Here is a 21,630-nt window from a genome sequence, read left to right as displayed (position 1 = left end):
GCCGTTGAATAGGCCCCCGCCTTGGCCGCTAGGCCGGCATCCTGAACCTGGGGTTCAGAATTGGTCGCAGTTAGCAGCACATCGGGTACATCAGACAGAGTGACGCGCGCGCCCGTGCTACAAATTTCCGCAACCGTGCACATGGCATTGGTTCAAGGAATATATGACCTTGGCGAACCAGGCAGGGAAGCTGACTAAACTGTGTTTCGTTGCGCCAATTTGAACACCGTTGATCGCCGAGATCAAGGGGAATCGACACAACAATCAAACGTTACTGCGCTTGTTACTGCGTCTCGTGCTGTGCGAGCACAGCGCCGAGCTGTTCGTTCATCTGGTGCATTGTACGACGGATTTCCTCGGCCGGAAATGCTTCACCGTGCCGCACGCTCGTTTGCAGCCGCAGCAATTCGGACGCGAGCGACAGCGCGGCCATCACCGCGATGCGATCGGTGCCGCGCACCGAGCTGTTCGCGCGGATCTTCGACATTTCGGCATCGACGCGCGCGACGGCCTCGAGCAGCGCCGCTTCGGTCTCGGCCGAACAAGCGAGCCGATACGGCTGACCGAGAATCGAGACTTCGATCTGCTTGGTGCTCATGCATGTTCTCCGTGGCTGGCCGCGTCGTCGCTATCGGGGCGCGCCTGCCCGTCCAGCAGGTCGAGCTGGTTGTCGGCTTGCTCCACGCTCTTCGTGCGCGGCAGCTTCTCGAGGATCGCGTTCAGTTTGACCTGGGCGTCGTCGATCTTTGCCGACAGCGTGTCGCGCTCGGCCGCAAGCGCATTGCGTTCTTCGCGCAGCTGCGCGAGTTCCGCACGGACCGTGTCCGCGTCCGCGCGCAATTGCGTGACCTGCTCCTCGAGCGCGAGCCGTTCCGAGTGATAGCGCTTGTTCAGCGAAATCAGACGGCCAATATTTTGAGATAAGGTTTCGAGTTCGTTGAGCATCTGCTGCGTCCTCTAAAGACCCAGCATTTTAGCGCGGAATACCCCGCTTTCCGACATCTGTAACGTTTCCAGTCGTAACACCCCGGCTTCTTGCCGCGAATATGCGCATCCGACGCATGCGCCGCGTGCGTGCCGACGCTTTCTTGACGCTCGCGCGGCCCGCTCCTAAACTGGCGCGGCCTCGGTGCTCGCGCGTGCGTCGCGCGGTTAAACGGGAAGCAGGGCGGGCGCTTCGCCAGGAGCTCGCCAACCTGCGCTGCCCCCGCAACGGTAAGCGGCCGCGTCGTACGACGCAGGCCGGCTCGGGCGCGTTTCGCATGCAGCTTGCGCATGCGGGCGCGGGCCACTGCGCGCGATGCGCGCGGGAAGGCGAGCCGGCACGCCGTCAGCCCGGATACCGGCCGAGACGAGGAGCCCGTCGGGCTTCATGACGCGCGCGCTGCGGGGAAGCAGGGTGCGCAGCGCTTCACGGGAACTGTCTTCGATGCCGACCCCAATCATTCGCACGACGCTGCGCATGCCGCCGCGTGCCGTGTGCCGCCGTCACGTTGCGTGCGGCCAGTGCGGCTGCGCCGGGCTCGGCGAGTTCGGCGAGTGCGGCGGCCTCGCACGCGAGCGCGATGCCGCACGACCGGCAAGCGCGCGAGGCGCGAGCGTGCGCGCGACGCCGTGCGCGCGGACCGGCCGTTCGATGGATCTCGACCGTCACGGGCCGGCGTCGCCGAAGTGCGGCGCAGCAACTCGCCGTACGGGGGCCGGCAACCTGCACATCGGTTCGACACGTCGCAGCGCGACGTCCGTTCGGCGTTCGCCTCGGCGCAACGCAATCTCCGTCATGCGTTCGTCTCACCGCAGCGCCACGCGCGTGTGCCGCTGCTCGACCCTCGTCGGATGCGGCGCATGAATGCCGCGCGTGCCGTCGCGATCTGGACCACGCTCGCCGGCGTGGTGGCGCTGCTGTTCGTCGCGTCGCTGTCGATCGGCAGTGTGCCGATGTCGCCGTGGCAGGCGCTCGCATCGCTCGTGTCGCACGGCGGCGACGCGCTGTTCGCCGACATCGTGCGCACGTTGCGCTTGCCGCGCGCGCTCGCGGGTTTCGCGTGCGGCGCGCTGCTCGCGCTGGCCGGCGCGCTGCTGCAGGTGCTGCTGCGCAACCCGCTCGCGGAACCGTACGTGCTCGGCGTGTCAGGCGGCGCGGCCGGCTTCGCGCTCGTCGCGATGATCGCCGGCGCCGCGTGGTGGCTCGTCGATGCATGCGCGTTCGCGGGCGCGCTCGTGTCGGTCACGCTCGTGCTCGGCCTGGCGCGCCGCGAATTGCGGCGCGGCGACTCGCGCGATGCATCGCCGCGGCTGCTCCTTACCGGCGTCGTGATTGCGGCCGGGTGGGGCGCGCTCGTCACGCTGCTGCTGTCGCTCGCGCCCGACGCGCGGCTGCGCGGCATCATCTTCTGGCTGACCGGCGACCTGAGCGGCGTGAGCGCGCCGTGGTTCGCATGGGGCGCGTTGCTGCTCGCCGCCGCGGCGGCGCTGCCGGCCGCGCCGCAGCTGAACGTGATGTTGCGCGGCGACGCGACCGCGCTGGCGCTCGGCGTGCCGGTCGCGCGCGTGCGCGTGCGCATTTACCTGGTCGCGTCGCTGGCCGCCGCGGCCGCGGTGACGACGGCCGGCACGATCGGCTTCGTCGGCCTCGTCGTACCGCATGCGCTGCGGCTCGCGTTCGGCAACGACCAGCGCATGCTGCTGCCGGCCGCGATGCTCGCGGGCGGCGGCGGCGTGATGGCGGCCGACCTGCTCGCGCGCACCGCGATCGCGCCCGCGCAATTGCCGGTCGGCGTGATGACCGCATTGATCGGCGTCCCGGTGTTCCTGTGGATGCTGCTGAGGAGGCCGCCGCGATGACGCACGCTGCCGACGCGGATTGCACGGCGCTCGCGCTCACGCTCGAGGCCGGCGAGCGGACGCTGCTCGACGGCTTCACGCAGGCGTTCCGGCCGGGCGAGATCTGGTGCGTCGCCGGGCCGAACGGCGCCGGCAAGACGACGCTGCTCGCGACGCTCGCGGGTTTGCAGCAGCCGGCCGGCGGGCACGTCGAGTACGACGGCCGGCCGCTCGCGGCATGGCAGCCCGAGCAACTCGCACGCCGCCGCGCGCTGATGCCGCAGCAACTGCACGACGCGTTCAGCGCGACGGTGTTCGATACGGTTTTGCTGAACCGTTTCCCCTATCTGGGCGGCTGGGGATGGGAGCGCGACGGCGACCGCGCCGCGGCGCGCGATGCGCTCGCGACGTTCGGGCTCGCCGCGCTCGCCTCGCGCGACGTACTGTCGCTGTCGGGCGGCGAGCGGCAGCGCGTCGCGCTGGCTGCGACGCTGTGTCAGGACGCGCCGCTGCTGCTGCTCGACGAACCGCTCGCGCATCTCGACCTGCATCACCAGATCGACGCGCTGACCGCGCTCACCGCGTGGGTCGACGCAGGCCCGCGCACGGTGCTGTTTTCGTGTCACGACCTGAATCTCGCGCGCCGCTTCGCGACTCACGCGCTGTTGCTCGACGGCCGCGGCCATGCGTGGGCGGGCCGCGTGCACGACGTGCTGACGCCTGCGCGCGCGAGCGATGCGTTCGGCTATCCGCTCGTGCTGATTCGCGAGAGCGGCCGCGACGCGCTGCTGCCGGCCTGGCCCGAGCGACGATGATCCACCTTCCTTCTTTCGCACGCGGCACCGGCCGCGCCAACGAGGCACTTTCCCGATGACGAACCCGACCGACTTCCCGCCCGCGCTCGCGCCGCTCGACGCTACGCTGCGCGAGCGCCTGCAGCATGTGATCGATCACAAGACCAAGCCGCCCGGCAGTCTCGGCCAGCTCGAGGCGCTCGCGTTGCAGCTCGCGCTGATCCAGCGCACCGAGCGGCCGCAGGTGCAGCGTCCGGTGACGATCGTCTTCGCCGCCGACCACGGGATCGCGGCCGAGGGCGTGAGCCCGTATCCGCAATCGGTCACCGCGCAGATGGTCGCGAACTTCCTGGCCGGCGGCGCCGCGATCAACGCGTTCGCGGGCGTCGCGCAGAGCGTGCTGGAGATCGTCGACGCCGGCGTCGCGTCGCCGCTGCCGGCGTCGGAGCGGCTCGTGTCGCTGCCGATCGCGCGCGGCACGCGCAACTTCGCGCTCGAGCCCGCGATGACGCTCGACGAAGCGAACGCGGCGCTCGCCGCCGGTGCCACGCGGGTCCGCCAGCACGCAGCGCTCGGCACGAACGTGATCGGCTTCGGCGAGATGGGGATCGCGAACACGTCGTCGGCCGCGTGCCTGATGAGCCGCCTGCTCGACGTGCCGATCGACGCGTGCGTCGGGCGCGGCACCGGCCTCGACGACCAGGGGCTCGCCCACAAGCGCGCGGTGCTCGGCCGCGCGCTCGCGCGGCATACGCATGCGATCGCGCCGCTCGACGTGCTCGCCACGTTCGGCGGCTTCGAAATCGCGATGATGACCGGCGCGTATCTGGCCGCCGCGAGCGAGCGGATGACGATTCTCGTCGACGGGTTCATCGCGACGTCCGCGTTGCTCGTCGCGGAACGCATCGCGCCCGGCGTGCGCGACTACTGCGTGTTCTCGCACGCGTCGCACGAAGCCGGGCATCGGCGCATGCTCGAGCATTTCGGCGCGAAGCCGCTGCTCGCGCTCGACCTGCGGCTCGGCGAGGGCACGGGCGCCGCGCTCGCGCTGCCGCTGGTGCGCGCGGCCGCCGCGTTCCTGACCGAGATGGCGAGCTTCGAATCCGCAGGCGTCGACGATCGTGATGCGTGAGCGCGCACGCGGCATGCGCGCGGAACTGCGCTACTTCTTCGTCGCGCTCGGCTATTTCACGCGCGTGCCGGTGCCGCGCGCGATCGGCTACGCGGCCGGCGATCTCGATCAGGCGGCGCGCTACTTCCCGCTGGTCGGCGCATGCGTCGGCGCATGGGGCGCGCTGGTCTATCTGGCCGCGCTGCGCGTGCTGCCCGCGGCGATCGCGGTCGGGCTGTCGATGGCCGCGACCTTGCTCGCGACCGGCGCGTTCCACGAGGACGGGCTGGCCGACAGCTGTGATGCGTTCGGCGGCGGCTACACGCGCGACGACGTGCTGCGGATCATGCACGATTCGCGGATCGGCACGTTCGGCGCGGCGGCGCTCGTGATCGCGCTCGGCCTGAAATGGCAGGCGCTGGCCGCCATGCCGCCGCTGCGCGCGGCATGGACGATGATCGCCGCGCATGCGGCCAGCCGCGCGGCGGCGGTGAGCCTGCTGATGTCGCTCGACTACGTCCGCCCGGAAGGCAAGGCGAAGCCCGTCGCGCAACGCATGAGCGCGCGCGCGGCCGCCGCCGCCGCGGTGTTCGGGCTGCCGTGGCTGTTCTGGCCGGACTGGCGCGCGGGCGTCGCGGCGTTCATCGCGCTGGCGCTCGTGCGCGCGTGGGCCGCGCGCTACTTCGTGAAGCGGATCGGCGGTTATACGGGCGACTGCCTCGGCTTCGCGCAGCAGCTGAACGAACTGGCGATCTATCTCGTGGTGCTCGGATGGACGTCGTCCTGATTCGCCATCCGGCCGTCGGCGTCGAGCGCGGTGTCTGCTACGGGCGCAGCGACGTGCCGCTCGCGGAATCGGCGGACGCCGGTGCGCAGGCGGTGCGTGCGCGTCTCGCGGCGCTGGACGCGCCGTTGCCGGAGCAGATCTGGACGAGCCCGCTCGCGCGCTGCGCGTCGGTCGCCGAACGGCTCGCACACGTATTCGACGCGCCGTTACGAGCTGATCCGCGCTGGCAGGAGATGGACTTCGGCGCGTGGGAGCTGCAGCGTTGGGACGACATCGACCGCGCCGCGCTCGATGCGTGGGCGGCCGATCTGCTGCATGCATGCGCGCACGGCGGCGAGAGCGTCGCGCAGTTCGCCGCGCGCGTCGCGCAGGTGGCTGCTGCTGTCGAGCAGGCGGGCGCCGCGCAATGGGCGCTCACGCACGCGGGCGTGATTCGCGCGTTCGCCGCGTACGCGTTGCGCGTGCCGCTCGACACGCTGCTCGCGCGACCGGTGCCGACGGGCGGGGTCGTGTGGCTGCGGATGATCGATGCGGCCCGTGCGTGGGAGATCGTCCACTGGGACGCGTAGACGCCGCGTGCCGATCTTGGACCGGCGGGCGATCGCGCGCCGCCCTCAATGCGCGGGCCGCCGTGCGCGCGCCGCGTCGAGATCCGCGCACAGCGCGGCCGCGCCCTGCGCGATCCGCGGCGACGGCCGCGTCAGCAGATCGCCGTCGATCGCGAACAGGTTGTTGCGTGCAACGGCCGTCAGCGCGGGCCAGGCACGCCAGCGCGCGAGGCTCGGCAGCGGCGCGTCCGAGCGCGTCGCGCCGGCGCTCGTCGTCACGATCGCTTCCGGATTCGCGGCGAGCACGGCCTCGTCGGTGACGGTCGGCGCGAGCGGCTCGAGCGCGGCGAACACGTTGCGGCCGCCGCACAGCGCAATGACGTCGTTGAACAAGTGCGCGCCGTTGAGCGTGGTCAGCGGCCGGTCCCATACCTGAAAGAACATCGTGACGGCCGGGCGCGCCGCGTAGCGTGCGCGCAGCGCCGCGATGTCGCGTGAGTACGCGGCCGCGGCCGCATCGGCGGCAGCGTTGGTGCCCAGCAGCGTGCCGAGCCGGCGCAGCGACGTCGCGACGTCGTCGAGATGCTTCGGCTCGCTGAAGAACAGCGGAATGTGCAACGCACGCAGCGCATCGGTCTGCCGCTCGGCGTTGCCGTGCCGCCAGACGACGATCAGGTCGGGTTTGAGCGCGGCGATCCGTTCGAGGTCGAGCGCCTTGTTGTCGCCGACGCGCGGCACCGCGCGCGCGGCGGGCGGATAGTCGCTGTACGTCACGGTGCCGACCAGCTTCGCGCCGCCGCCGGCCGCGTAGATCAGTTCGGTCGCGTGCGGCGCGAGGCTGATCACGCGTTGCGCGGGCGCCGGCAGCGTGACGGTATTGCCGGCGTCGTCGCGGGCCGTGACGTCGGCGCGCGCGATCGGTGCGAACGCAACGATCGCCGCGAGCGCGACTGGGACGCGCCACACGGCGGCGTTCACGCGGACACCCGGTGCAGCGTCGGCACGCACTGCGCGAGCGCATGCGCGAGGCGCTGCCATTGCGCGTCGTTGCCCGGCAGGCCGACGCGCACGCTCGGATGCGCGGCAAAGTACCGGGTCCAGATGCCTTGCGCGGCCAGCGCCTCGTGCAAGGCGGCCGCGCGCGGATCGTCGGTCCAGCTGAACAGCGGCGTCGCGCGCACCGCGAAGCCGTGTGCGCGCAGCAGCGCGGCGAGTCGTTCGCCGTCGGCCGTGAGCCGCGCGCGCGCGGCGGCCTGCCAGGCGCGATCGGCGAAGGCGGCCGTGACCGCGTGACGGGCGGGGCCGCTGACGGTCCACGCGCCGAGCATGTCGCCGAGCGCGGCGATCCGTTCCGGCTGCGCGAGCACGAAGCCCGCGCGGATCCCGGCGAGCCCGAAGAACTTGCCGACCGAGCGCAGCACGACGAGGCCGGGGCGATCGACGTGCGCGGCGAGCGACGGCGTCGCGCCCGTATCGGCGAACGCCTCGTCGACGATCAGCGTGCCGCCGCGCGCCGACAGCTGCGCATGCCAGCCCAGCAGTCGCTCGACCGGCACCGCGTCGGCGGTCGGATTGTTCGGGTTCCCGACGATCGTGTGCAGCAGCGTCGCGGGCAGGCGGTCGGCCTCGATGTCGAGCGCGACGACGCGATGGCCGTGACGCGAGAACGCTGGCGCATATTCGCCGTAGGCGAGCGCCGCGACGGCGGCGTCGCCGGGCGGCAACAGCGCGGGCAGCGCGCGGATCGCCGCCTGGCTGCCGGCGACCGGCAGCACGTGCGCGGCGTCGGGCGCGTGATAGTAAGCGGCCGCGCGCGCGGCGAGCGCGTCGCCGTCGTCGGGCAGGCGGCGCCATGCGTCGGCGGGCACCGGCGGCACCGGATAGCCGACCGGATTGATGCCGGTCGACAGATCGAGCCACCCGTCGTACGGAATGCGATGGCGACGCGCGGCTTCGTGCAGGTTGCCGCCGTGCGTGATACGTGCGTCAGACATGATGGGTAGCGAGGATGAGCGCGCCGCTCGCGACCAGCAGCGCGAGCCACAGGGCGAGCGTACGCGTGACGAGCGACAGCGCGGCCGCGACGTGGATGGCCGACGCCGGCGCGCCGGTGCCGAGCGTCGGGCGCTCCTCGAGCGCGCCGTGATAGACGGCCGGGCCGCCGAGCCGCACGTTCAGGCTGCCGGCGCCGGCAGCCATCACGGGCCCCGCGTTGGGGCTGTCCCAGTGGCGCGCCTGCGTGCGCCAGCAGCGCCATGCGGCGGCCGTGTCGCCGAGCAGCGCATAGCTCGCCGCCGTCAGTCGTGCGGGAATCCAGTTCAGCGCATCGTCGATGCGCGCGGCGGCCCAGCCGAAGGTCAGGAAGCGCGGCGTGCGATAGCCCCACATCGCGTCGAGCGTGTTCGCGAGCCGGAACAGCAGCGCGCCGGGGCCGCCCGCGACGATGAACCAGAACAGCGCGCCGAAGATCGCGTCGTTGCCGTTCTCCAGCGCCGATTCGACGGCCGCGCGCGACAGCGCGCCTTCGTCGGCGTCGCTCGTGTCGCGCGAGACGATGCGAGCGGTCAGCGCGCGCGCGGCGGCGAGATCGTGCCGCAGCAACGCGGCGGCGATCGGCGCGACGTGCTCGCCGAGGCTCTTCGCGCCGAGCGCGAACCACAGCAGCGCGACGTGCAGCGCGGCCGCGAGCGGCCACGGCAGCACGCTCGCGAGCCACGCGGCGACGGCCACCGGCGGCAGCACGGCCGCGCCCCACGCGGCGACGCCGACGATGCGGCCGCGCCGGCCCGTGTTCAGCGCGGCCTCGATGCGCGCGGCGAGCCGGCCGAACGCCACGAGCGGATGCCAGCCGGCCGGTTCGCCGATCAGCCGATCGACCAAGGCGGCGGCGACCGCGAGCACGGCGACGACCGGCAGCGACAGCATCAGCATGACGGCGCTCCGGCCTTGATCGTCAGCGGCAGCCCGGCGACCAGCAGCGTCACGCGCGTGGCGAGCGCGGCGATGCGCTGATTGAGCCGCCCGAGTTCGTCGACGTAGCGGCGGGTGACCGAGCCGAGCGGCACGACGCCGAGCCCGATTTCGTTGCTGACGACGATCACCTTCGCGCGCGTCTCGCACAAGGCGCGCTCGAGCCGCTCGACCTCCGCCGTGTACTGCGCGTCGTCGAGCGGCTCGCCGTCGAGCGGGCACAGCAGATTGGTGAGCCACAGCGTCAGGCAGTCGACGAGCACGCATGCGTGCGGATCGTCGAGCCGCGCGAGCGTGCCGGCGAGATCGACCGGCGCGGCGGCGAAGCCCCAGTCGGCCGGCCGGCGCGCGCGGTGATGGGCGATGCGGCGTTCGAATTCGGCGTCGTCGGCGCTTGGCGTCGCGGTCGCGACATAGGTGACGGGGCGGCCGCTGTCGGCGGCGAGACGCTCGGCGTGCGCGCTCTTGCCCGAACGCGCGCCGCCGAGGACGAAGGTGAGGTCGTGCGGAATCATCGCGTGATTGTAACGGCGCGCGCAGCACGACGCGGGCGATAATGCCCGCTTTGTGTCGCCACGATTTTTCTTCCCGATCCCCACGATTCCCACGATGAACGCACCCGAACCGCCGCGCGGCACGTTGATGATCCAGGGCACGACCTCCGACGCGGGCAAGAGCACGCTGGTCGCGGGCCTGTGCCGTCTCGCGCGGCGCGCGGGCGCGCGCGTCGCGCCATTCAAGCCGCAGAACATGGCGCTGAACAGCGCGGTGACGGCCGACGGCGGCGAGATCGGCCGCGCGCAGGCGCTGCAGGCGCTCGCGGCCGGCGTGGCGCCCCATACCGACTTCAACCCGGTGCTGCTGAAGCCGACCAGCGATCGCGGCGCGCAGGTGATCATCCACGGCGCCGCGCGGATGAACCTCGATGCGCGCGCGTATCACGACTACAAGCCGGTCGCGTTCGACGCGGTGCTCGAGTCGTATGCGCGCCTGCGCGACGGCTACGACACGGTGATCGTCGAAGGCGCCGGCAGCCCGGCCGAGATCAACCTGCGCGACGGCGACATCGCCAACATGGGGTTCGCCGAACGCGTCGATTGCCCGGTGGTGCTGGTGGCCGACATCGACCGCGGCGGCGTGTTCGCGCATCTGGTCGGCACGCTCGCATGCCTGTCGGACAGCGAGCGTGCGCGCGTGCGCGGCTTCGTGATCAACCGCTTTCGCGGCGACATCGGACTGCTCGAGCCGGGGCTCGACTGGCTGCGCGCGCAGACGGGCAAGCCGGTGTTCGGCGTGCTGCCGTACCTGCACGGGCTGCTGCTCGACGCCGAGGACATGCTGCCGCGGCAGGCGCGCAGCGCCGCCACGCGCGCCGGCGCGGGCGTGCTGCGGGTGGTGGTGCCGGCGCTGCCGCGCATCAGCAACCATACGGATTTCGATCCGCTGCGCGCGCATCCGCAGGTCGAATTCACGTACTGGAAGAGCGGCCCGGTGCCGGCCGCCGATCTGCTGATCCTGCCCGGCTCGAAGAGCGTGCAGCGCGATCTCCAATGGCTGCGCGACGCGGGCTGGGACATGGTGATCCGCCGGCATCTGCGCTATGGCGGCAAGGTGATCGGCATCTGCGGCGGCATGCAGATGCTCGGCCGCACGCTCGACGATCCGCTCGGCCTGGAAGGCGCGCCGGGCAGCGTGCCGGGCCTCGGGTTGTTCGATTTCGACACGACGCTGCTGCCGCACAAGACGCTGAAGAACGTGACCGGCCAACTGGCGCTGCCCGGCGTGCCCGCCGTGCGCGGCTACGAGATCCACATGGGCGACACGCGCGGCCCCGCGCTCGCGGCGCCGGCGCTGCAACTGGCGGCGGACGATGCAGCGGGCGGCAGCCGCGCCGACGGCGCGCTGTCCGCCGACGGCCAGCTCCTCGCCACCTACGTGCACGGCCTGTTCGACACGCCCGCTGCGTGCGCGGCGCTGCTCGCATGGGCGGGGCTCGACGGGGTGGAGCGCATCGATTACCCGGCGCTGCGCGAGGCGTCGATCGAGCGGCTCGCCGATTCGTTCGCCGAGCACCTCGACCTGCGCGCGCTGTACGCGGAATTTCGCTGACGGGGCCGAGGGCGGGCGCCGCATGGTGCGTGCGTCCGCGTTCGGCTGGGCCGCGCGGGAGTTCGGTGCGGCGGCGCCGCACGATGCGACAGCGGCGGCGATGACGGCGTCGCGCGGCAGAAGGCATAACCGGCCCACGGCCCACTCATGCCCCTTTTTGCGGGTCAATTCGTTCCTGCCGAGAATCATTCAAAGCCATATCGCGCATTTATCGGCGAAATAGCTTCGAATAGAGTGCGATCCATCGTCATCCACTCACGAAGGAATCCGCCATGAACCCCACCCGTCTGCAAGATCTCGGCGCGACGCTGCTGCGTGTCGCGCTCGGCGTGCTGTATCTCGCGCACGTCGCACAGAAGGTGTTCGTCTTCACGCTGCCCGGCACCGCGCAGTTCTTCGCGTCGATCGGCCTGCCCGGCTGGCTCGCGTATCTGACGACGGCCGTCGAGCTGGCCGGCGGCCTCGCGCTGCTCGCGGGCCTGCGCGTACGGACTGCCGCGCTCGTGCTGCTGCCGTTCATGCTCGGCGCGGTGTGCGCGCATTTGCCGAACGGCTGGAGTTTCGCGTCGCCGCACGGCGGTTGGGAATATCCGGCGTTCTGGGCCGTCACGCTGGCCGTCCAGGCGCTGCTCGGCGGCGGCGCGTTCGCGCTCGGCGCAGCGCGTAACCGCGTAACCGCGTAACCGCGTAACCGCGTAACCGCGCGCCGCCCGCGTCGGCTCCACCGGTTTCGGTGATGCCCCGTTTGCCGATATCATCGCTCCCTGTATCCGCAATCGAGCGGCGCCTGCCGGACGGTGGGCGCCGCGCGGCTTTTTCGGGGGAATTCATGACGGTCATCGTGGTGGCGAATCCGAAGGGCGGCGTCGGCAAGAGCACGCTGTCCACCAATCTTGCCGGCTATTTCGCGGCGCAGGGCGCGTGGGTCGCGCTCGCCGATCTCGACCGGCAGCAGTCGGCGCATGCGTGGCTCGATCTGCGGCCGGCCGGGCTGCCGCAGATCGAGGCGTGGAATCTCGACCCCGACGCGCCTTCGAAGCCGCCGCGCGGCCTCGAATATGCGGTCATCGACACGCCGGCCGGGCTGCACGGCAACCGGCTCGACGTCGCGCTGCGGCTGGCCGACAAGGTGATCGTGCCGCTGCAGCCTTCCATGTTTGATATTCTCGCGACCCAGCAGTTTCTGGAGCGCCTCGCCGGCGAGAAGGCCGTGCGCAAGGGCAGCGTCGAGGTCGGGATCGTCGGGATGCGGGTCGACGCGCGCACGCGCTCGTCCGACCAGCTGCACCGTTTCGTCGAAGGGCTCGGGCTGCCGGTGCTCGGCTACGTGCGCGACACGCAGAACTACGTGCAGATCGCCGCGCACGGCCTGACGCTGTGGGACGTCGCCAGGAGCCGCGTCGAGAAGGATCTCGAACAGTGGCGGCCGATCGTCGAATGGGCCGAGCGCCGCGCGCCGAAAGCGGAGAAGGCCGCCCGCGCGTCGTGAGTCGACTGGCCGCTGCCGCGTCGGCGGCAGGCGGGCGTCACCCGCCTGCCGGCTCGTTCAGTGACGCTCAGCGAAGCTCGGCCGAATGACGAAGGGCCTGATCCGGCAGCGTGCCCGATCAGGCCCTTCGTGCCTCGGCGGCGCAGCGGCCGCCTCGGGCAAGCCGCTGCGACGTGCCGGCGGCCGTGCGCATCAGGTCCAGCTCTGTGTCGGGACGTGATCGCGGTGGCCCTTGATCTTGTTGCCTTCGTCGATGAACACGAGCTTGGGCTTCCAGCCGGCCTGCAGCTCGGCTTCATCGACCATCGCGAACGCCGCGATGATCACGAGGTCGCCGAGTTGCGCGCGACGCGCGGCCGAGCCGTTCAGCGAAATCATCCCGCTGCCGCGCTCGCCCTTGATCGCGTAGGTCGAGAAGCGCTCGCCGTTGTTGATGTTCCAGATGTCGATCCGTTCGTTTTCGATCAGGCCCGCCGCTTCGAGCAGGTCTTCGTCGATCGCGCACGAGCCTTCGTAGTGCAGCTCGCAGTGCGTGACGGCCGCACGGTGGATCTTCGATTTGAGCATATGGCGCTGCATGGTATCTCCGTGATGCGTGACAGGCGGCGCGGCCGGTCAGATTTCCAGGTTGTCGATGAGGCGCGTCGCGCCGAGTTTCGCGGCCGCGAGCACGACGAGCGGCTCGCCCGCCTCGAGCTCGGCGGCGCTCGGCGCGATCAGGTTCGCGCGGCGGCGGATCGCGATGTAGTCGGGCGCCCAGCCGCGTTCGGCCAGATGCGCGCGGGCGTGCTGCTCGAGCTTGCCGAGGTCGCGCTCGCCGCCCAGCACGCTTTCGCGCACGCGCTGCAGCGTTTTCACGAGCTCGGGCGCCTCGGTGCGTTCGTCGGCCGTCAGGTAGCGGTTGCGCGACGACAGCGCGAGGCCGTCTTCGTCGCGCACGGTCTCGGCCGCGATGATCTCGACCGGCAGCGCCAGCTGCTGGCACATGCGGCGCACGATCATCAGCTGCTGGTAGTCCTTCTTGCCGAACACGGCCACGCGCGGCTGCACGCACGACATCAGCTTCGTCACGACCGTGCATACGCCGGCGAAGAAGCCGGGCCGGAACTCGCCTTCGAGGATGCCGCCGAGGTCGTCGGGCGGCAGCACGCGATACTCCTGCGGCTCGGGATACATGTCGCGCTCGGTCGGCGCGAACAGCACGTAGACGTTTTCGTTCTGCAGCTTCTCGATATCGTCCTGCAGCGTGCGCGGATATTTGTCGAAATCCTCGTTCGGGCCGAACTGCAGCCGGTTGACGAAGATGCTCGCCACGACCGGGTCGCCGTGCTGGCGCGCGAGGCGCATCAGCGACAGGTGACCTTCGTGCAGGTTGCCCATCGTCGGCACGAACGCCGTGCGGTTCTGGCCGCGCAGCTGGTCGCGCAGTTCCTGGATCGAGCTGATGACTTTCATGATCGGGTAGCGGGTTCCTCGCGCATGCGCGCGTTGGCGCCGCAGCAGCGGCGTCGGGGTCGAAGCGGAGCACGCCGGTGCGCGGGCGGCGCATCGGGCGTCGGCGGATTGTAGAGGATTTGGCCGCCGCACGCACCGCAAAGAGAACGGTCGTTCACTTTTTATCCGGGCATGGCGCGGCGGGGCGGCGCGGGTGTGAGCGCGCTCGATGCTGCATTGCAGGGGAGGCGGGCGCTGCGACCGTGCCGGAATCAGGCGGGCAGGTAGGCGAGGCGCACGTAGATCGGCGCGAACGGTTCGGGCTGCGTGATCTCGACGAGCGATTCGCGCGCGAGCTCGAGCATCGCGATGAAGTTCACGACGACCACCGGCACGCCGCGCGACGTGTCGAACAGCTCGGCGAACTCCATGAAGCGCGCATTCTGCAGCCGGCGCAGGATCAGGCTCATGTGCTCGCGCACCGACAGCTCCTCGCGCGAGATCTTGTGATGCTGGACGAGCTTCGCGCGCTTGAGCACGTCGGCCCACGCGGCGCGCAGGTCGTCCGAGTTCACGTCGGGAAAGCGCGGCGTGATGCTCTGCTCGATATAGACCTCGGCGCGCAGGAAGTCGCGGCCGAGCTGCGGCAGTTGATCGAGGCGCTGCGCGGCGAGCTTCATCTGCTCGTATTCGAGCAGCCGGCGCACCAGCTCCGCGCGCGGATCCTCGGCTTCCTCGCCGGTGTCGGCCTTCTTGACCGGCAGCAGCATCCGCGACTTGATCTCGATCAGCATCGCGGCCATCAGCAGATATTCGGCTGCCAGCTCGAGATTCGACGTGCGGATCTGGTCGACATAACCGAGGTATTGCGCGGTGACCTGCGCCATCGGGATGTCGAGCACATTGAAGTTCTGCTTGCGGATCAGGTACAGCAACAGGTCCAGCGGGCCTTCGAAGGTCTCGAGGAACACCTCGAGCGCATCGGGCGGTATGTACAGATCCTGCGGCAGCTTGAAGAGCGGCTCGCCGTACAGACGTGCGAACGCCGCGACACCGTCGACGGTGTCGGGCGTCGAATCGGCGCCCGCGGGCGCGGCGATCGCGTCGTCCTTGCGGGCGGCGCTGGCCTCGTCGGCGGCGCTCACGTCGTCAGAAGTTCTGGTAGTAGACGTAGGACGTTTGCTTCACGCGCGATTCCTGCTGCTCGGCGCGCTCGTCGAGGTCGATCGGCTGCTTGTCCCACAGCAGGGCACGACCCTTGCGTTGCTCTTCCTCGAGCGTCGGCTTCTGTTGCTTGAGCTGGTTCAGGAACTGCGTGACGTCGGACTGGTACGGCATGGCTTGGCTTTCCGTTTCTGGCGGCGCACGATGCGCCGGATTCGCGATGGCGGGATTTTACCGCATAGCGGGGAACAGCCGGTGTCAATCGCACGTCGAACGCGCTGGCCGCGCTGGCCGCGCTGCCGGCCGCCGGCGTTGCGTGCAAGCATCAAAGCGGCGCCGCTGCGGGCGCGGCCGCGGCCGTGTGGTCAAATACAGGGTTTTCCACGAAATCACGACAACCGAGGGCGAGGTCATATTTGGCGGGTCCGGCGAACCACCACCACGCAGATACGGCGCACGACGCGGCCGCACGTTCGGCCCGCGATTCGCGCCGGCGCTCGCGCCGCGGCGCCGCCGCCGCGGCGCGGGCCGCCGTCGCGGGCTGCGTCGCCGCATTCTTCGCGCTGCCCGCCTATGCCAAATACGACGTCGACATCGACGCGCCGCGCGCGATCCGCAAGCTGCTCGGCGCGCACCTCGACATCGCGCGCTTCGCGAAGCGCGACGACATCAGCGACGATCAATTCGACTTCCTCGTGACGGCCACGCCGCAGCAGGTGCGCGACCTGACCGCGACGGCCGGCTATTTCTCGCCGGTCGTGCGCACCGACGTGCGCAGCCGCGACGGCAAGCGCGACGTGCGCGTCGCCGTCGACCCGGGGCCGCAGACCGTCGTCTCGGCGGTCGACCTGACGTTCAAGGGCCCGGTCGACGCCGAAGACCCGAAGCAGGAGGCCGCGACGCGCTTCGCGTTCTCGCTGAAACCGGGCGACCCGTTCACGCAGTCCGACTGGGACGGCGCGAAGAACGCGGCGCTCAAGCAGTTGCAGTCGCGCCGCTACCTCGGCGCGAAGATCGTGTCGTCCGAGGCGCGCGTCGATCCGCGCACGCAGCGCGCGACGCTGGCCGTCACGTTCGACAGCGGCCCGACCTTCACGATCGGCAAGCTCGATGTCGACGGCGTGCGCCGCTATCCGGAAAAGATCGTCACGAACGTCAATCCGCTGTCGGAAGGCGAGATCTACGACGCGCAGCGCATCGCCGAGCTGCAGCGGCAGCTGCAGAACACGCCGTACTACGCGAGCGTCGCGATCGACGTCGGCGACGACACGTCGAAGCCCGAACGCACGCCCGTACACGTGAAGGTCAGCGAGTTTCCGTACAACAGCATCCGCGGCGGCGTCGGCTACGCGACGGACACGGGCCCGCACGTGCAGGGGTCGTACACGTACCTCGACACGTTCGGCGCCGCGTGGCCGCTCACCGTGTCGGGCCGGCTCGACCAGATCCAGCAGTACGGGCAGGTCCAGCTGTCGATGCCGCCCGGCCAGAAAGGATGGACCAACAGCGTGCTCGCGTCGTACACGAACACCAACGTGTCGGGCACGCGGATCTACAGCGCGCGGGTCGGCGCGCAGCGCACGCGCTCCGGCCAGTTCATCGACTACGCGTACTCGCTGATGTACTACCAGGACCGGCTCGACCAGAACAGCGCCGGCCCGACCACGAGCCGCGCGCTGGTGCCGCAGTGGTCGTGGACGCGCCGCAACGTCGACGATCCGCTGTTCCCGCGTTCGGGCAACCTGATCCACGCGGAAGCCGGCTTCGCGATCAAGGGCGTGCTGACCGACCAGACCTTCATCCGCGGCTACGCGCGCGGCCAGCAATACCTGCCGATCGGCAGGCGCGACCTGTTCGTGTTCCGCGCCGAGCTCGGCGGCGTGTTCACCAGCGGCAGCTCGGCCGGCGTGCCGGCGTCGCTGCTGTTCCGCGCGGGCGGCTCGAACTCGGTGCGCGGCTACGGCTATCAGAGCATCGGCAACAACGTCGACGGCTCCGTGCTGCCGACCAAGTACCTCATGACCGGCACCGCCGAATACCAGCACTGGTTCAACCACGACTGGGGCGCCGCGACGTTCTTCGACATCGGCACCGCGACCGATGCGTGGGGCGAGCGCGTGTTCTATCCGGGCGTCGGCATCGGCGCGCGCTGGCGCAGCCCCGTCGGCCCGATCAACGTCGACGTCGCATACGGGCTGCGCAACCGCAGCGTGCGCCCGTACCTGACGCTCGGCATCGCTTTCTGACCTCGCAGCCCGATCCACGACGAACCGCATGACGAAGGACCCGAACGACACGCCGCCGCCTCACGATCCGGACTCGCCCGAGGGGGCGCCCCACGGTGAGCCCGACCCGCCGCCGCGTGCGCGGCGGCGCGTCCGCGCGTGGCGCGTCGTCGCGTGGACGCTCGCGACGCTCGTGTTGCTGGTCGTGCTGGCGGTCGCGCTCGTGCTGGCCGCGGCGACCACCGAGCGGGGCACGCGGCTCGCGTGGCAGAGCGCGGTGCGCGTGCTGGGCGGGCGCCTCGCCGGCACGCTCGAGGGCGGGTCGCTCGCGACCGGCGTGCGGCTGCGCGACTTCGCATGGACCAGCCCGGCCGGCGCGGGCACCGAAGTGCGGATCGACCGGCTCGACGGCCGCTGGGCGCTGACGCGCGCGCCGTGGCGGCTGTCGATCGCGTATCTGCGCGCGGGCACCGTCGACGTGCGGATCGTGCCGGGACCGTCGAAGCCGTCCACGACGCCGCAGGACCTGCGCGTGCCGCTGCAGCTGCGCATCGACGACCTGCGCGTCGATCATCTGGCGATCCACGAAGGCGCATCGACGACCCAGCTCGACCATCTCGCGCTGAACGGCCGCAGCGACGGCCGTCACCACGAGCTCGCGCTCGACGGCATCGACACGCCGTACGGCGCGCTGACCGCGCGCGCCAAGCTCGACGGCGTGAAGCCGTTCGCGCTGACGGGCACCGCGACGTACGCCGGCAAGCTGTCGGACGAACCGGTCAACGCGAGCGCGAACGTGTCGGGTTCGCTCGAAGCGCTCGTCGCCGACGTGTCCGCGAGCGGGATGAAGCTGAACGGCCGCGCGCACGTCGAGGCCGCGGCGTTCGGCGCGGTGCCGCTCACGCGCGCGTCGCTGGCGTTCGATCACGTGAATCCGCAGGCGTTTGCGCCCGGCGCGCCGGCCGCCGACCTCGCGCTGCGCGCCGAGCTCGCGCCGGTCACCGCCGCGCCGGGCGCCGCGGCCGCGAAGGGCTTCGCCGTGACGGGACCGGTGTCGATCGTCAACGCGAAGCCGGGCACGCTCGGCGAGCACCTGCTGCCGGTCGTCGACGCGCATGCGACCGTGAAGCTCGACGCGCATGCGCAGCGCGTCGACGGCCTCGCGCTGAAGCTGATCCGCGACGGCAGCGTGACGGGCGGCGGCACGCTGACGGGCGGCAAGGGCCGCTTCGATCTGAAGGCCGCGAATCTCGACCTCAACGCGTTCGTCGCCCAGTTGCGGCCGATGCGTCTCGGCGGCCCGCTCGGCGTGACGCTGGCCGGCGGCGTGACGACCGTCGACTTCGACCTGAACGATCCGAAGCTCGCACTGGGCGCGCGCGCGAAGGTCGCGCTGACGTCGCAGCAGACGGTGCTGTCCGACGCGCGCGTGACGGCCGGCAAGGGCCGCATCGACCTGACCGGCGTGTTCCGCCACGACGCGCATGCGAGCTACGACGCGAAGGCGACGCTGACCGCGTTCGATCCGCTGCTGCTCGCGGCGCTGCAGGCGCCGGCCGCAGGCGGCGGCAAGCAGCCGAAAGCGCCGGCGACGGCGCGGCCCAGGCGCGGCGAAACGCGCGTGTCGGGCACGCTGACCGCATCGGGCGTCTTGGCGCCGCAGTTGTCGACCAAGGCGACCTTCAAGCTCGGCGACAGCCTGTACGACGGCGTGCCGCTGACCGGCGCCGGTGTCGTGCAGCTCGCCGGGACGCGCATCCTGCCGAGCAACGCGAACCTGTCGATCGCCGGCAACCACGTCGACCTGCACGGCAGCTTCGGCGCGCCGGGCGACCGGCTGCGCTTCGTCGTCGATGCGCCGGCGCTCGAGCGGCTCGGCTTCGGCTTGCAGGGGCTCGTGCAGGCGCAGGGCGACCTGACCGGCAGCTTCGCGCATCCGAACGTGACGGCCGCCTACAAGGTGCAGCACTTGGTGATCGGCTCGAACCGGATCGGCGCCGCCGATGGGCACGCGGACATCCGCGACGGCGCGAACGGCACGCTGGTGTTCACCGCCGACGCGACCGACGTCGCGCTCGGCTCGCTGCAGCTGAAGTCGCTGCGCGCGAACCTGAACGGCACGCGCGCGAAGCACACGCTGGAGGCATCGGCGACGGGCGCGGCCGGCGGCCGCATGATCGACCTGACGGTCGCGGCCAACGGCGGCGTGGTCGAGAATCGCGACGGGATGCGCTGGGACGGCACCGTCACGCGCCTCGCGAACCGCGGCACGCCGACGCTCGCGCTGCAGGCGCCGCTCGCCGTGTCGGCCGGCGCCGGCCGGGTGACGCTCGGCGCCACGCAGCTCACGCTCGAAGGCGCCGCGATCGACCTGAAGTCGTTCGTGTTCGATCACGGCCAGATGCGCTCGGCCGGCGCCGTGCGCGGCGCGTCGGTCGCGCGCTTCCTCGAGATCCGCCAGGCGCTGACGGGGCAGCGCTCGCCGGTGCGAACCGACGTCGTGCTCGACGCCGACTGGGACTTCTCGCTCGGCGCGAACTCGACCGGCTACCTGCAGGTGAAGCGGCGCGGCGGCGACGTGACGATCGAGACGGGGCGCGGCATCGCATCGCTCGGGCTGACCGATCTGTCGGCGCGCGCGAACTTCGTGCCGGGCAACCGCCTCAACGTCGTGGCGCTCGCGAAGGCGAACCGGGTCGGCACGCTCGACGCGAACGTCACGGTGCCGGTGGCGCTGCGCGACGGCGTGTTCGGCGTCGTCGACGACGGCCCGCTGGCCGGCCGCATCGACGCCGACATCCCGTCGCTGCGGGCGACCGGCAACCTGTTCGGGCCGAGCTACCTGCTCGGCGGGCGCGCGGCGCTGAAGCTGACGATCGCCGGCACGCCGGTCAAGCCGAGCGTGTCCGGGATGCTGACGGGCGACGAGCTGTCCGCGACGCTGGTCGATCAGGGCGTGCAGCTGAAGGACGGCATCGTGCGCGTCAAGCTGGCGGAGAACCTCGTCGAATTCCAGCAGGTCGAGTTCCACGGCGGCGACGGCACGCTGCGCGCGATCGGCCGCGTGCGGCTCGACGGCGAGGCGCCCGACCTGACCGCGAGCATCGTCGCGGACAAGCTCGAGCTGTTCGCCGCGCCGGACCGCAAGCTGTCGCTGTCGGGCAAGGCGACCGTCGCGAACGACGGGCCGCGCGGCGCGCTGTCGATCGACGGCAAGTTCGTCGTCGATCACGCGCTGTTCGACCTGCCCGAGCAATCGGCGCCGCACCTGTCCGACGACGTCGTGATCGTCGGCCCCGAGGGCACGGTGCGCGGCGACGTGCAGACGGGTACCGCGGCGGCCAAGCCGCAGAAGGTCGAGAACAAGCCCGCGCCGTCGCTCGCGCCGCGCGCGAACATCGACATCGGCCTCGGCAACGATTTCCGCTTCAAGGGGCACGGCGCGGATCTCGGCCTGCGCGGCACGATCACGGTGATGAGCGCGCCGGGCGTACCGCTGCGCGCGGTCGGCAACGTGCGCGTGACCGAAGGTTCGACCTATACGTCGTTCGGCCGCAAGCTCGCGATCGAGAACGGCTTCTTCACGTTCAACGGCCCCGTGTCGAACCCCGGCGTGAACATCCTCGCGATGCGGCGCAATCAGGAGGTCGAGGCCGGCGTGCAGGTGACCGGCACGATCCAGTCGCTGACGGTCAAACTGGTGTCGGAGCCGAACGTCACCGACAACGAGAAGCTGTCGTGGCTGCTGTTCGGGCATGGCACCGACCAGGGCAACAACGTCGGCCAGCAGGGCACGATGACGGCCGCGCTCGCGCTGCTCGGCAGCGTGACGGGCAAGCGGGTCGCGCAGACCTTCGGCCTCGACGAATTCTCGATCGGCCGCAGCGACGTCGGCCTGACCGATCCGCAGGTGATCCAGGTGTCGAAGGCGATCAACGAGCGCTTCGTGCTCGGCTTCGAGCAGGGCTTGCAGTCGGCCAGCAACGCGTTCAAGGCGACCATCAACCTGACGCGCTTCTGGTCGGTGTCCGCGTACGGCGGCACGTTCCAGGGCGTCGATCTGAACTACACGCGGCGCTTCGACCGCTGGTTCAGCCAGCGCTGACCGAGCCCACGCACGCACGGCCCGTGGCGCGACCATGAAAAAAGCCCCGCACGTCATCGTGCGGGGCTTTT

The 21,630-nt window shown here is 71.0% G+C and carries 20 protein-coding genes, 1 other RNA gene and 1 riboswitch; of the genes, 10 read left to right on the top strand and 11 right to left on the bottom strand.

Annotated features, from left to right (window positions below; translation table 11 throughout):
- Nucleotides 1–9 precede the first annotated feature (9 nt).
- From ssrS to EX20_RS02565, 3 genes are all read right to left on the bottom strand, one after another.
- Nucleotides 10–191: non-coding RNA, 6S RNA (gene ssrS, locus EX20_RS30135), on the bottom strand.
- 92 nt (nucleotides 192–283) lie between these two features.
- A complete protein-coding gene (locus tag EX20_RS02570) occupies nucleotides 284–598 on the bottom strand; it encodes a cell division protein ZapA (RefSeq protein ID WP_011885730.1) in 315 nt (104 codons plus the stop codon).
- Complete coding sequence (locus EX20_RS02565) at nucleotides 595–945, bottom strand: hypothetical protein (protein WP_011885729.1); 351 nt, start codon at nucleotides 943–945, stop codon at nucleotides 595–597. The genes EX20_RS02570 and EX20_RS02565 overlap by 4 nt, the downstream gene beginning before the upstream one ends.
- Before the next feature lie 165 nt (nucleotides 946–1,110).
- Nucleotides 1,111–1,365: riboswitch (cobalamin riboswitch) on the top strand.
- Nucleotides 1,366–1,845: 480 nt separating this feature from the next.
- Between EX20_RS02565 and EX20_RS02560 the strand changes: the two genes are divergently transcribed.
- Genes EX20_RS02560 through cobC form a run of 5 tightly spaced genes read left to right on the top strand, consistent with a single transcriptional unit; the run spans nucleotide 1,846 to nucleotide 6,084 of the window.
- Nucleotides 1,846–2,844: a FecCD family ABC transporter permease gene (locus EX20_RS02560; protein WP_011885728.1), complete on the top strand. Its 999-nt coding sequence runs from the start codon at nucleotides 1,846–1,848 to the stop codon at nucleotides 2,842–2,844.
- The gene (locus EX20_RS02555) at nucleotides 2,841–3,638 is read left to right on the top strand and encodes an ABC transporter ATP-binding protein (protein ID WP_034192611.1); all 798 of its coding nucleotides are present in this window, start codon (nucleotides 2,841–2,843) and stop codon (nucleotides 3,636–3,638) included. Before EX20_RS02560 ends, EX20_RS02555 begins: the two co-directional genes overlap by 4 nt.
- 55 nt (nucleotides 3,639–3,693) lie before the next feature.
- Nucleotides 3,694–4,749: a nicotinate-nucleotide--dimethylbenzimidazole phosphoribosyltransferase gene (gene cobT / locus EX20_RS02550; protein ID WP_034192610.1), complete on the top strand. Its 1,056-nt coding sequence runs from the start codon at nucleotides 3,694–3,696 to the stop codon at nucleotides 4,747–4,749.
- Nucleotides 4,742–5,515: an adenosylcobinamide-GDP ribazoletransferase gene (locus EX20_RS02545; protein WP_034192609.1), complete on the top strand. Its 774-nt coding sequence runs from the start codon at nucleotides 4,742–4,744 to the stop codon at nucleotides 5,513–5,515. Before cobT ends, EX20_RS02545 begins: the two co-directional genes overlap by 8 nt.
- On the top strand, nucleotides 5,500–6,084 hold the full coding sequence (gene cobC, locus EX20_RS02540) for an alpha-ribazole phosphatase (RefSeq protein ID WP_034192608.1): 585 nt from the start codon (nucleotides 5,500–5,502) through the stop codon (nucleotides 6,082–6,084). The genes EX20_RS02545 and cobC overlap by 16 nt, the downstream gene beginning before the upstream one ends.
- A gap of 45 nt (nucleotides 6,085–6,129) precedes the next feature.
- On the opposite strand, the gene EX20_RS02535 is transcribed toward cobC, so the two are convergent.
- The 4 genes from EX20_RS02535 to cobU are packed head-to-tail and all read right to left on the bottom strand — an operon-like array spanning nucleotide 6,130 to nucleotide 9,548.
- Entirely contained in the window at nucleotides 6,130–7,041 is a 912-nt protein-coding gene (locus EX20_RS02535; protein ID WP_034192707.1) for a cobalamin-binding protein, read from the bottom strand.
- The gene (gene cobD / locus EX20_RS02530) at nucleotides 7,038–8,057 is read right to left on the bottom strand and encodes a threonine-phosphate decarboxylase CobD (protein WP_034192607.1); all 1,020 of its coding nucleotides are present in this window, start codon (nucleotides 8,055–8,057) and stop codon (nucleotides 7,038–7,040) included. The genes EX20_RS02535 and cobD overlap by 4 nt, the downstream gene beginning before the upstream one ends.
- Nucleotides 8,050–8,994: an adenosylcobinamide-phosphate synthase CbiB gene (cbiB, locus tag EX20_RS02525; protein WP_014723468.1), complete on the bottom strand. Its 945-nt coding sequence runs from the start codon at nucleotides 8,992–8,994 to the stop codon at nucleotides 8,050–8,052. The genes cobD and cbiB overlap by 8 nt, the downstream gene beginning before the upstream one ends.
- Nucleotides 8,988–9,548 carry a bifunctional adenosylcobinamide kinase/adenosylcobinamide-phosphate guanylyltransferase gene (gene cobU, locus EX20_RS02520; RefSeq protein ID WP_011885720.1) on the bottom strand — a complete coding sequence of 187 codons (561 nt, stop codon included), beginning with the start codon at nucleotides 9,546–9,548 and terminating at the stop codon, nucleotides 8,988–8,990. The genes cbiB and cobU overlap by 7 nt, the downstream gene beginning before the upstream one ends.
- Nucleotides 9,549–9,642: 94 nt before the next feature.
- On the opposite strand from cobU, the gene EX20_RS02515 reads away from it, so the two are divergent.
- The 3 genes from EX20_RS02515 to EX20_RS02505 all read left to right on the top strand — a co-directional run bounded on the left by EX20_RS02515 (nucleotide 9,643) and on the right by EX20_RS02505 (nucleotide 12,631).
- Entirely contained in the window at nucleotides 9,643–11,142 is a 1,500-nt protein-coding gene (locus EX20_RS02515; RefSeq protein ID WP_034192606.1) for a cobyric acid synthase, read from the top strand.
- A gap of 272 nt (nucleotides 11,143–11,414) precedes the next feature.
- The gene (locus EX20_RS02510) at nucleotides 11,415–11,825 is read left to right on the top strand and encodes a DoxX family protein (RefSeq protein WP_034192605.1); all 411 of its coding nucleotides are present in this window, start codon (nucleotides 11,415–11,417) and stop codon (nucleotides 11,823–11,825) included.
- A gap of 146 nt (nucleotides 11,826–11,971) precedes the next feature.
- On the top strand, nucleotides 11,972–12,631 hold the full coding sequence (locus tag EX20_RS02505; protein ID WP_011885717.1) for a ParA family protein: 660 nt from the start codon (nucleotides 11,972–11,974) through the stop codon (nucleotides 12,629–12,631).
- A 192-nt stretch (nucleotides 12,632–12,823) separates the two neighbouring features.
- Here EX20_RS02505 and panD read toward each other — a convergent pair whose 3' ends face one another.
- From panD to EX20_RS02485, 4 genes are all read right to left on the bottom strand, one after another.
- Nucleotides 12,824–13,210 carry an aspartate 1-decarboxylase gene (panD, locus tag EX20_RS02500; RefSeq protein ID WP_011885716.1) on the bottom strand — a complete coding sequence of 129 codons (387 nt, stop codon included), beginning with the start codon at nucleotides 13,208–13,210 and terminating at the stop codon, nucleotides 12,824–12,826.
- Nucleotides 13,211–13,246: 36 nt separating this feature from the next.
- Nucleotides 13,247–14,086: a pantoate--beta-alanine ligase gene (gene panC, locus EX20_RS02495; RefSeq protein ID WP_011885715.1), complete on the bottom strand. Its 840-nt coding sequence runs from the start codon at nucleotides 14,084–14,086 to the stop codon at nucleotides 13,247–13,249.
- Between the two features lie 251 nt (nucleotides 14,087–14,337).
- On the bottom strand, nucleotides 14,338–15,210 hold the full coding sequence (locus EX20_RS02490) for a segregation and condensation protein A (protein WP_011885714.1): 873 nt from the start codon (nucleotides 15,208–15,210) through the stop codon (nucleotides 14,338–14,340).
- Nucleotides 15,211–15,214: 4 nt separating this feature from the next.
- A complete protein-coding gene (locus tag EX20_RS02485) occupies nucleotides 15,215–15,403 on the bottom strand; it encodes a DUF3460 family protein (protein ID WP_011885713.1) in 189 nt (62 codons plus the stop codon).
- A 242-nt stretch (nucleotides 15,404–15,645) separates the two neighbouring features.
- Here EX20_RS02485 and EX20_RS02480 point away from each other — a divergent pair, with 242 nt between their 5' ends.
- Together EX20_RS02480 and EX20_RS02475 are read left to right on the top strand one after the other, a co-directional pair.
- Nucleotides 15,646–17,475: an autotransporter assembly complex protein TamA gene (locus tag EX20_RS02480; RefSeq protein WP_034192604.1), complete on the top strand. Its 1,830-nt coding sequence runs from the start codon at nucleotides 15,646–15,648 to the stop codon at nucleotides 17,473–17,475.
- Between the two features lie 28 nt (nucleotides 17,476–17,503).
- Complete coding sequence (locus EX20_RS02475; RefSeq protein ID WP_034192603.1) at nucleotides 17,504–21,559, top strand: translocation/assembly module TamB domain-containing protein; 4,056 nt, start codon at nucleotides 17,504–17,506, stop codon at nucleotides 21,557–21,559.
- Nucleotides 21,560–21,630 lie beyond the last annotated feature (71 nt).

It is taken from the genome of Burkholderia sp. WP42, assembly GCF_000745665.1.
Taxonomy (GTDB): Bacteria; Pseudomonadota; Gammaproteobacteria; order Burkholderiales; family Burkholderiaceae; genus Burkholderia; species Burkholderia vietnamiensis.
This window is presented reverse-complemented; position numbering and strand designations above follow the sequence as displayed.

Bases quoted from the DNA above. Each gene is read 5' to 3' on its own strand.
- EX20_RS02570 (WP_011885730.1), bottom strand. From the start codon at position 598: ATGAGCACCAAGCAGATCGAAGTCTCGATTCTCGGTCAGCCGTATCGG.
- EX20_RS02565 (WP_011885729.1), bottom strand. From the start codon at position 945: ATGCTCAACGAACTCGAAACCTTATCTCAAAATATTGGCCGTCTGATT.
- EX20_RS02560 (WP_011885728.1), top strand. From the start codon at position 1,846: ATGAATGCCGCGCGTGCCGTCGCGATCTGGACCACGCTCGCCGGCGTG.
- EX20_RS02555 (WP_034192611.1), top strand. From the start codon at position 2,841: ATGACGCACGCTGCCGACGCGGATTGCACGGCGCTCGCGCTCACGCTC.
- cobT (WP_034192610.1), top strand. From the start codon at position 3,694: ATGACGAACCCGACCGACTTCCCGCCCGCGCTCGCGCCGCTCGACGCT.
- EX20_RS02545 (WP_034192609.1), top strand. From the start codon at position 4,742: ATGCGTGAGCGCGCACGCGGCATGCGCGCGGAACTGCGCTACTTCTTC.
- cobC (WP_034192608.1), top strand. From the start codon at position 5,500: ATGGACGTCGTCCTGATTCGCCATCCGGCCGTCGGCGTCGAGCGCGGT.
- cobD (WP_034192607.1), bottom strand. From the start codon at position 8,057: ATGTCTGACGCACGTATCACGCACGGCGGCAACCTGCACGAAGCCGCG.
- cbiB (WP_014723468.1), bottom strand. From the start codon at position 8,994: ATGCTGATGCTGTCGCTGCCGGTCGTCGCCGTGCTCGCGGTCGCCGCC.
- cobU (WP_011885720.1), bottom strand. From the start codon at position 9,548: ATGATTCCGCACGACCTCACCTTCGTCCTCGGCGGCGCGCGTTCGGGC.
- EX20_RS02515 (WP_034192606.1), top strand. From the start codon at position 9,643: ATGAACGCACCCGAACCGCCGCGCGGCACGTTGATGATCCAGGGCACG.
- EX20_RS02510 (WP_034192605.1), top strand. From the start codon at position 11,415: ATGAACCCCACCCGTCTGCAAGATCTCGGCGCGACGCTGCTGCGTGTC.
- EX20_RS02505 (WP_011885717.1), top strand. From the start codon at position 11,972: ATGACGGTCATCGTGGTGGCGAATCCGAAGGGCGGCGTCGGCAAGAGC.
- panD (WP_011885716.1), bottom strand. From the start codon at position 13,210: ATGCAGCGCCATATGCTCAAATCGAAGATCCACCGTGCGGCCGTCACG.
- panC (WP_011885715.1), bottom strand. From the start codon at position 14,086: ATGAAAGTCATCAGCTCGATCCAGGAACTGCGCGACCAGCTGCGCGGC.
- EX20_RS02485 (WP_011885713.1), bottom strand. From the start codon at position 15,403: ATGCCGTACCAGTCCGACGTCACGCAGTTCCTGAACCAGCTCAAGCAA.
- EX20_RS02475 (WP_034192603.1), top strand. From the start codon at position 17,504: ATGACGAAGGACCCGAACGACACGCCGCCGCCTCACGATCCGGACTCG.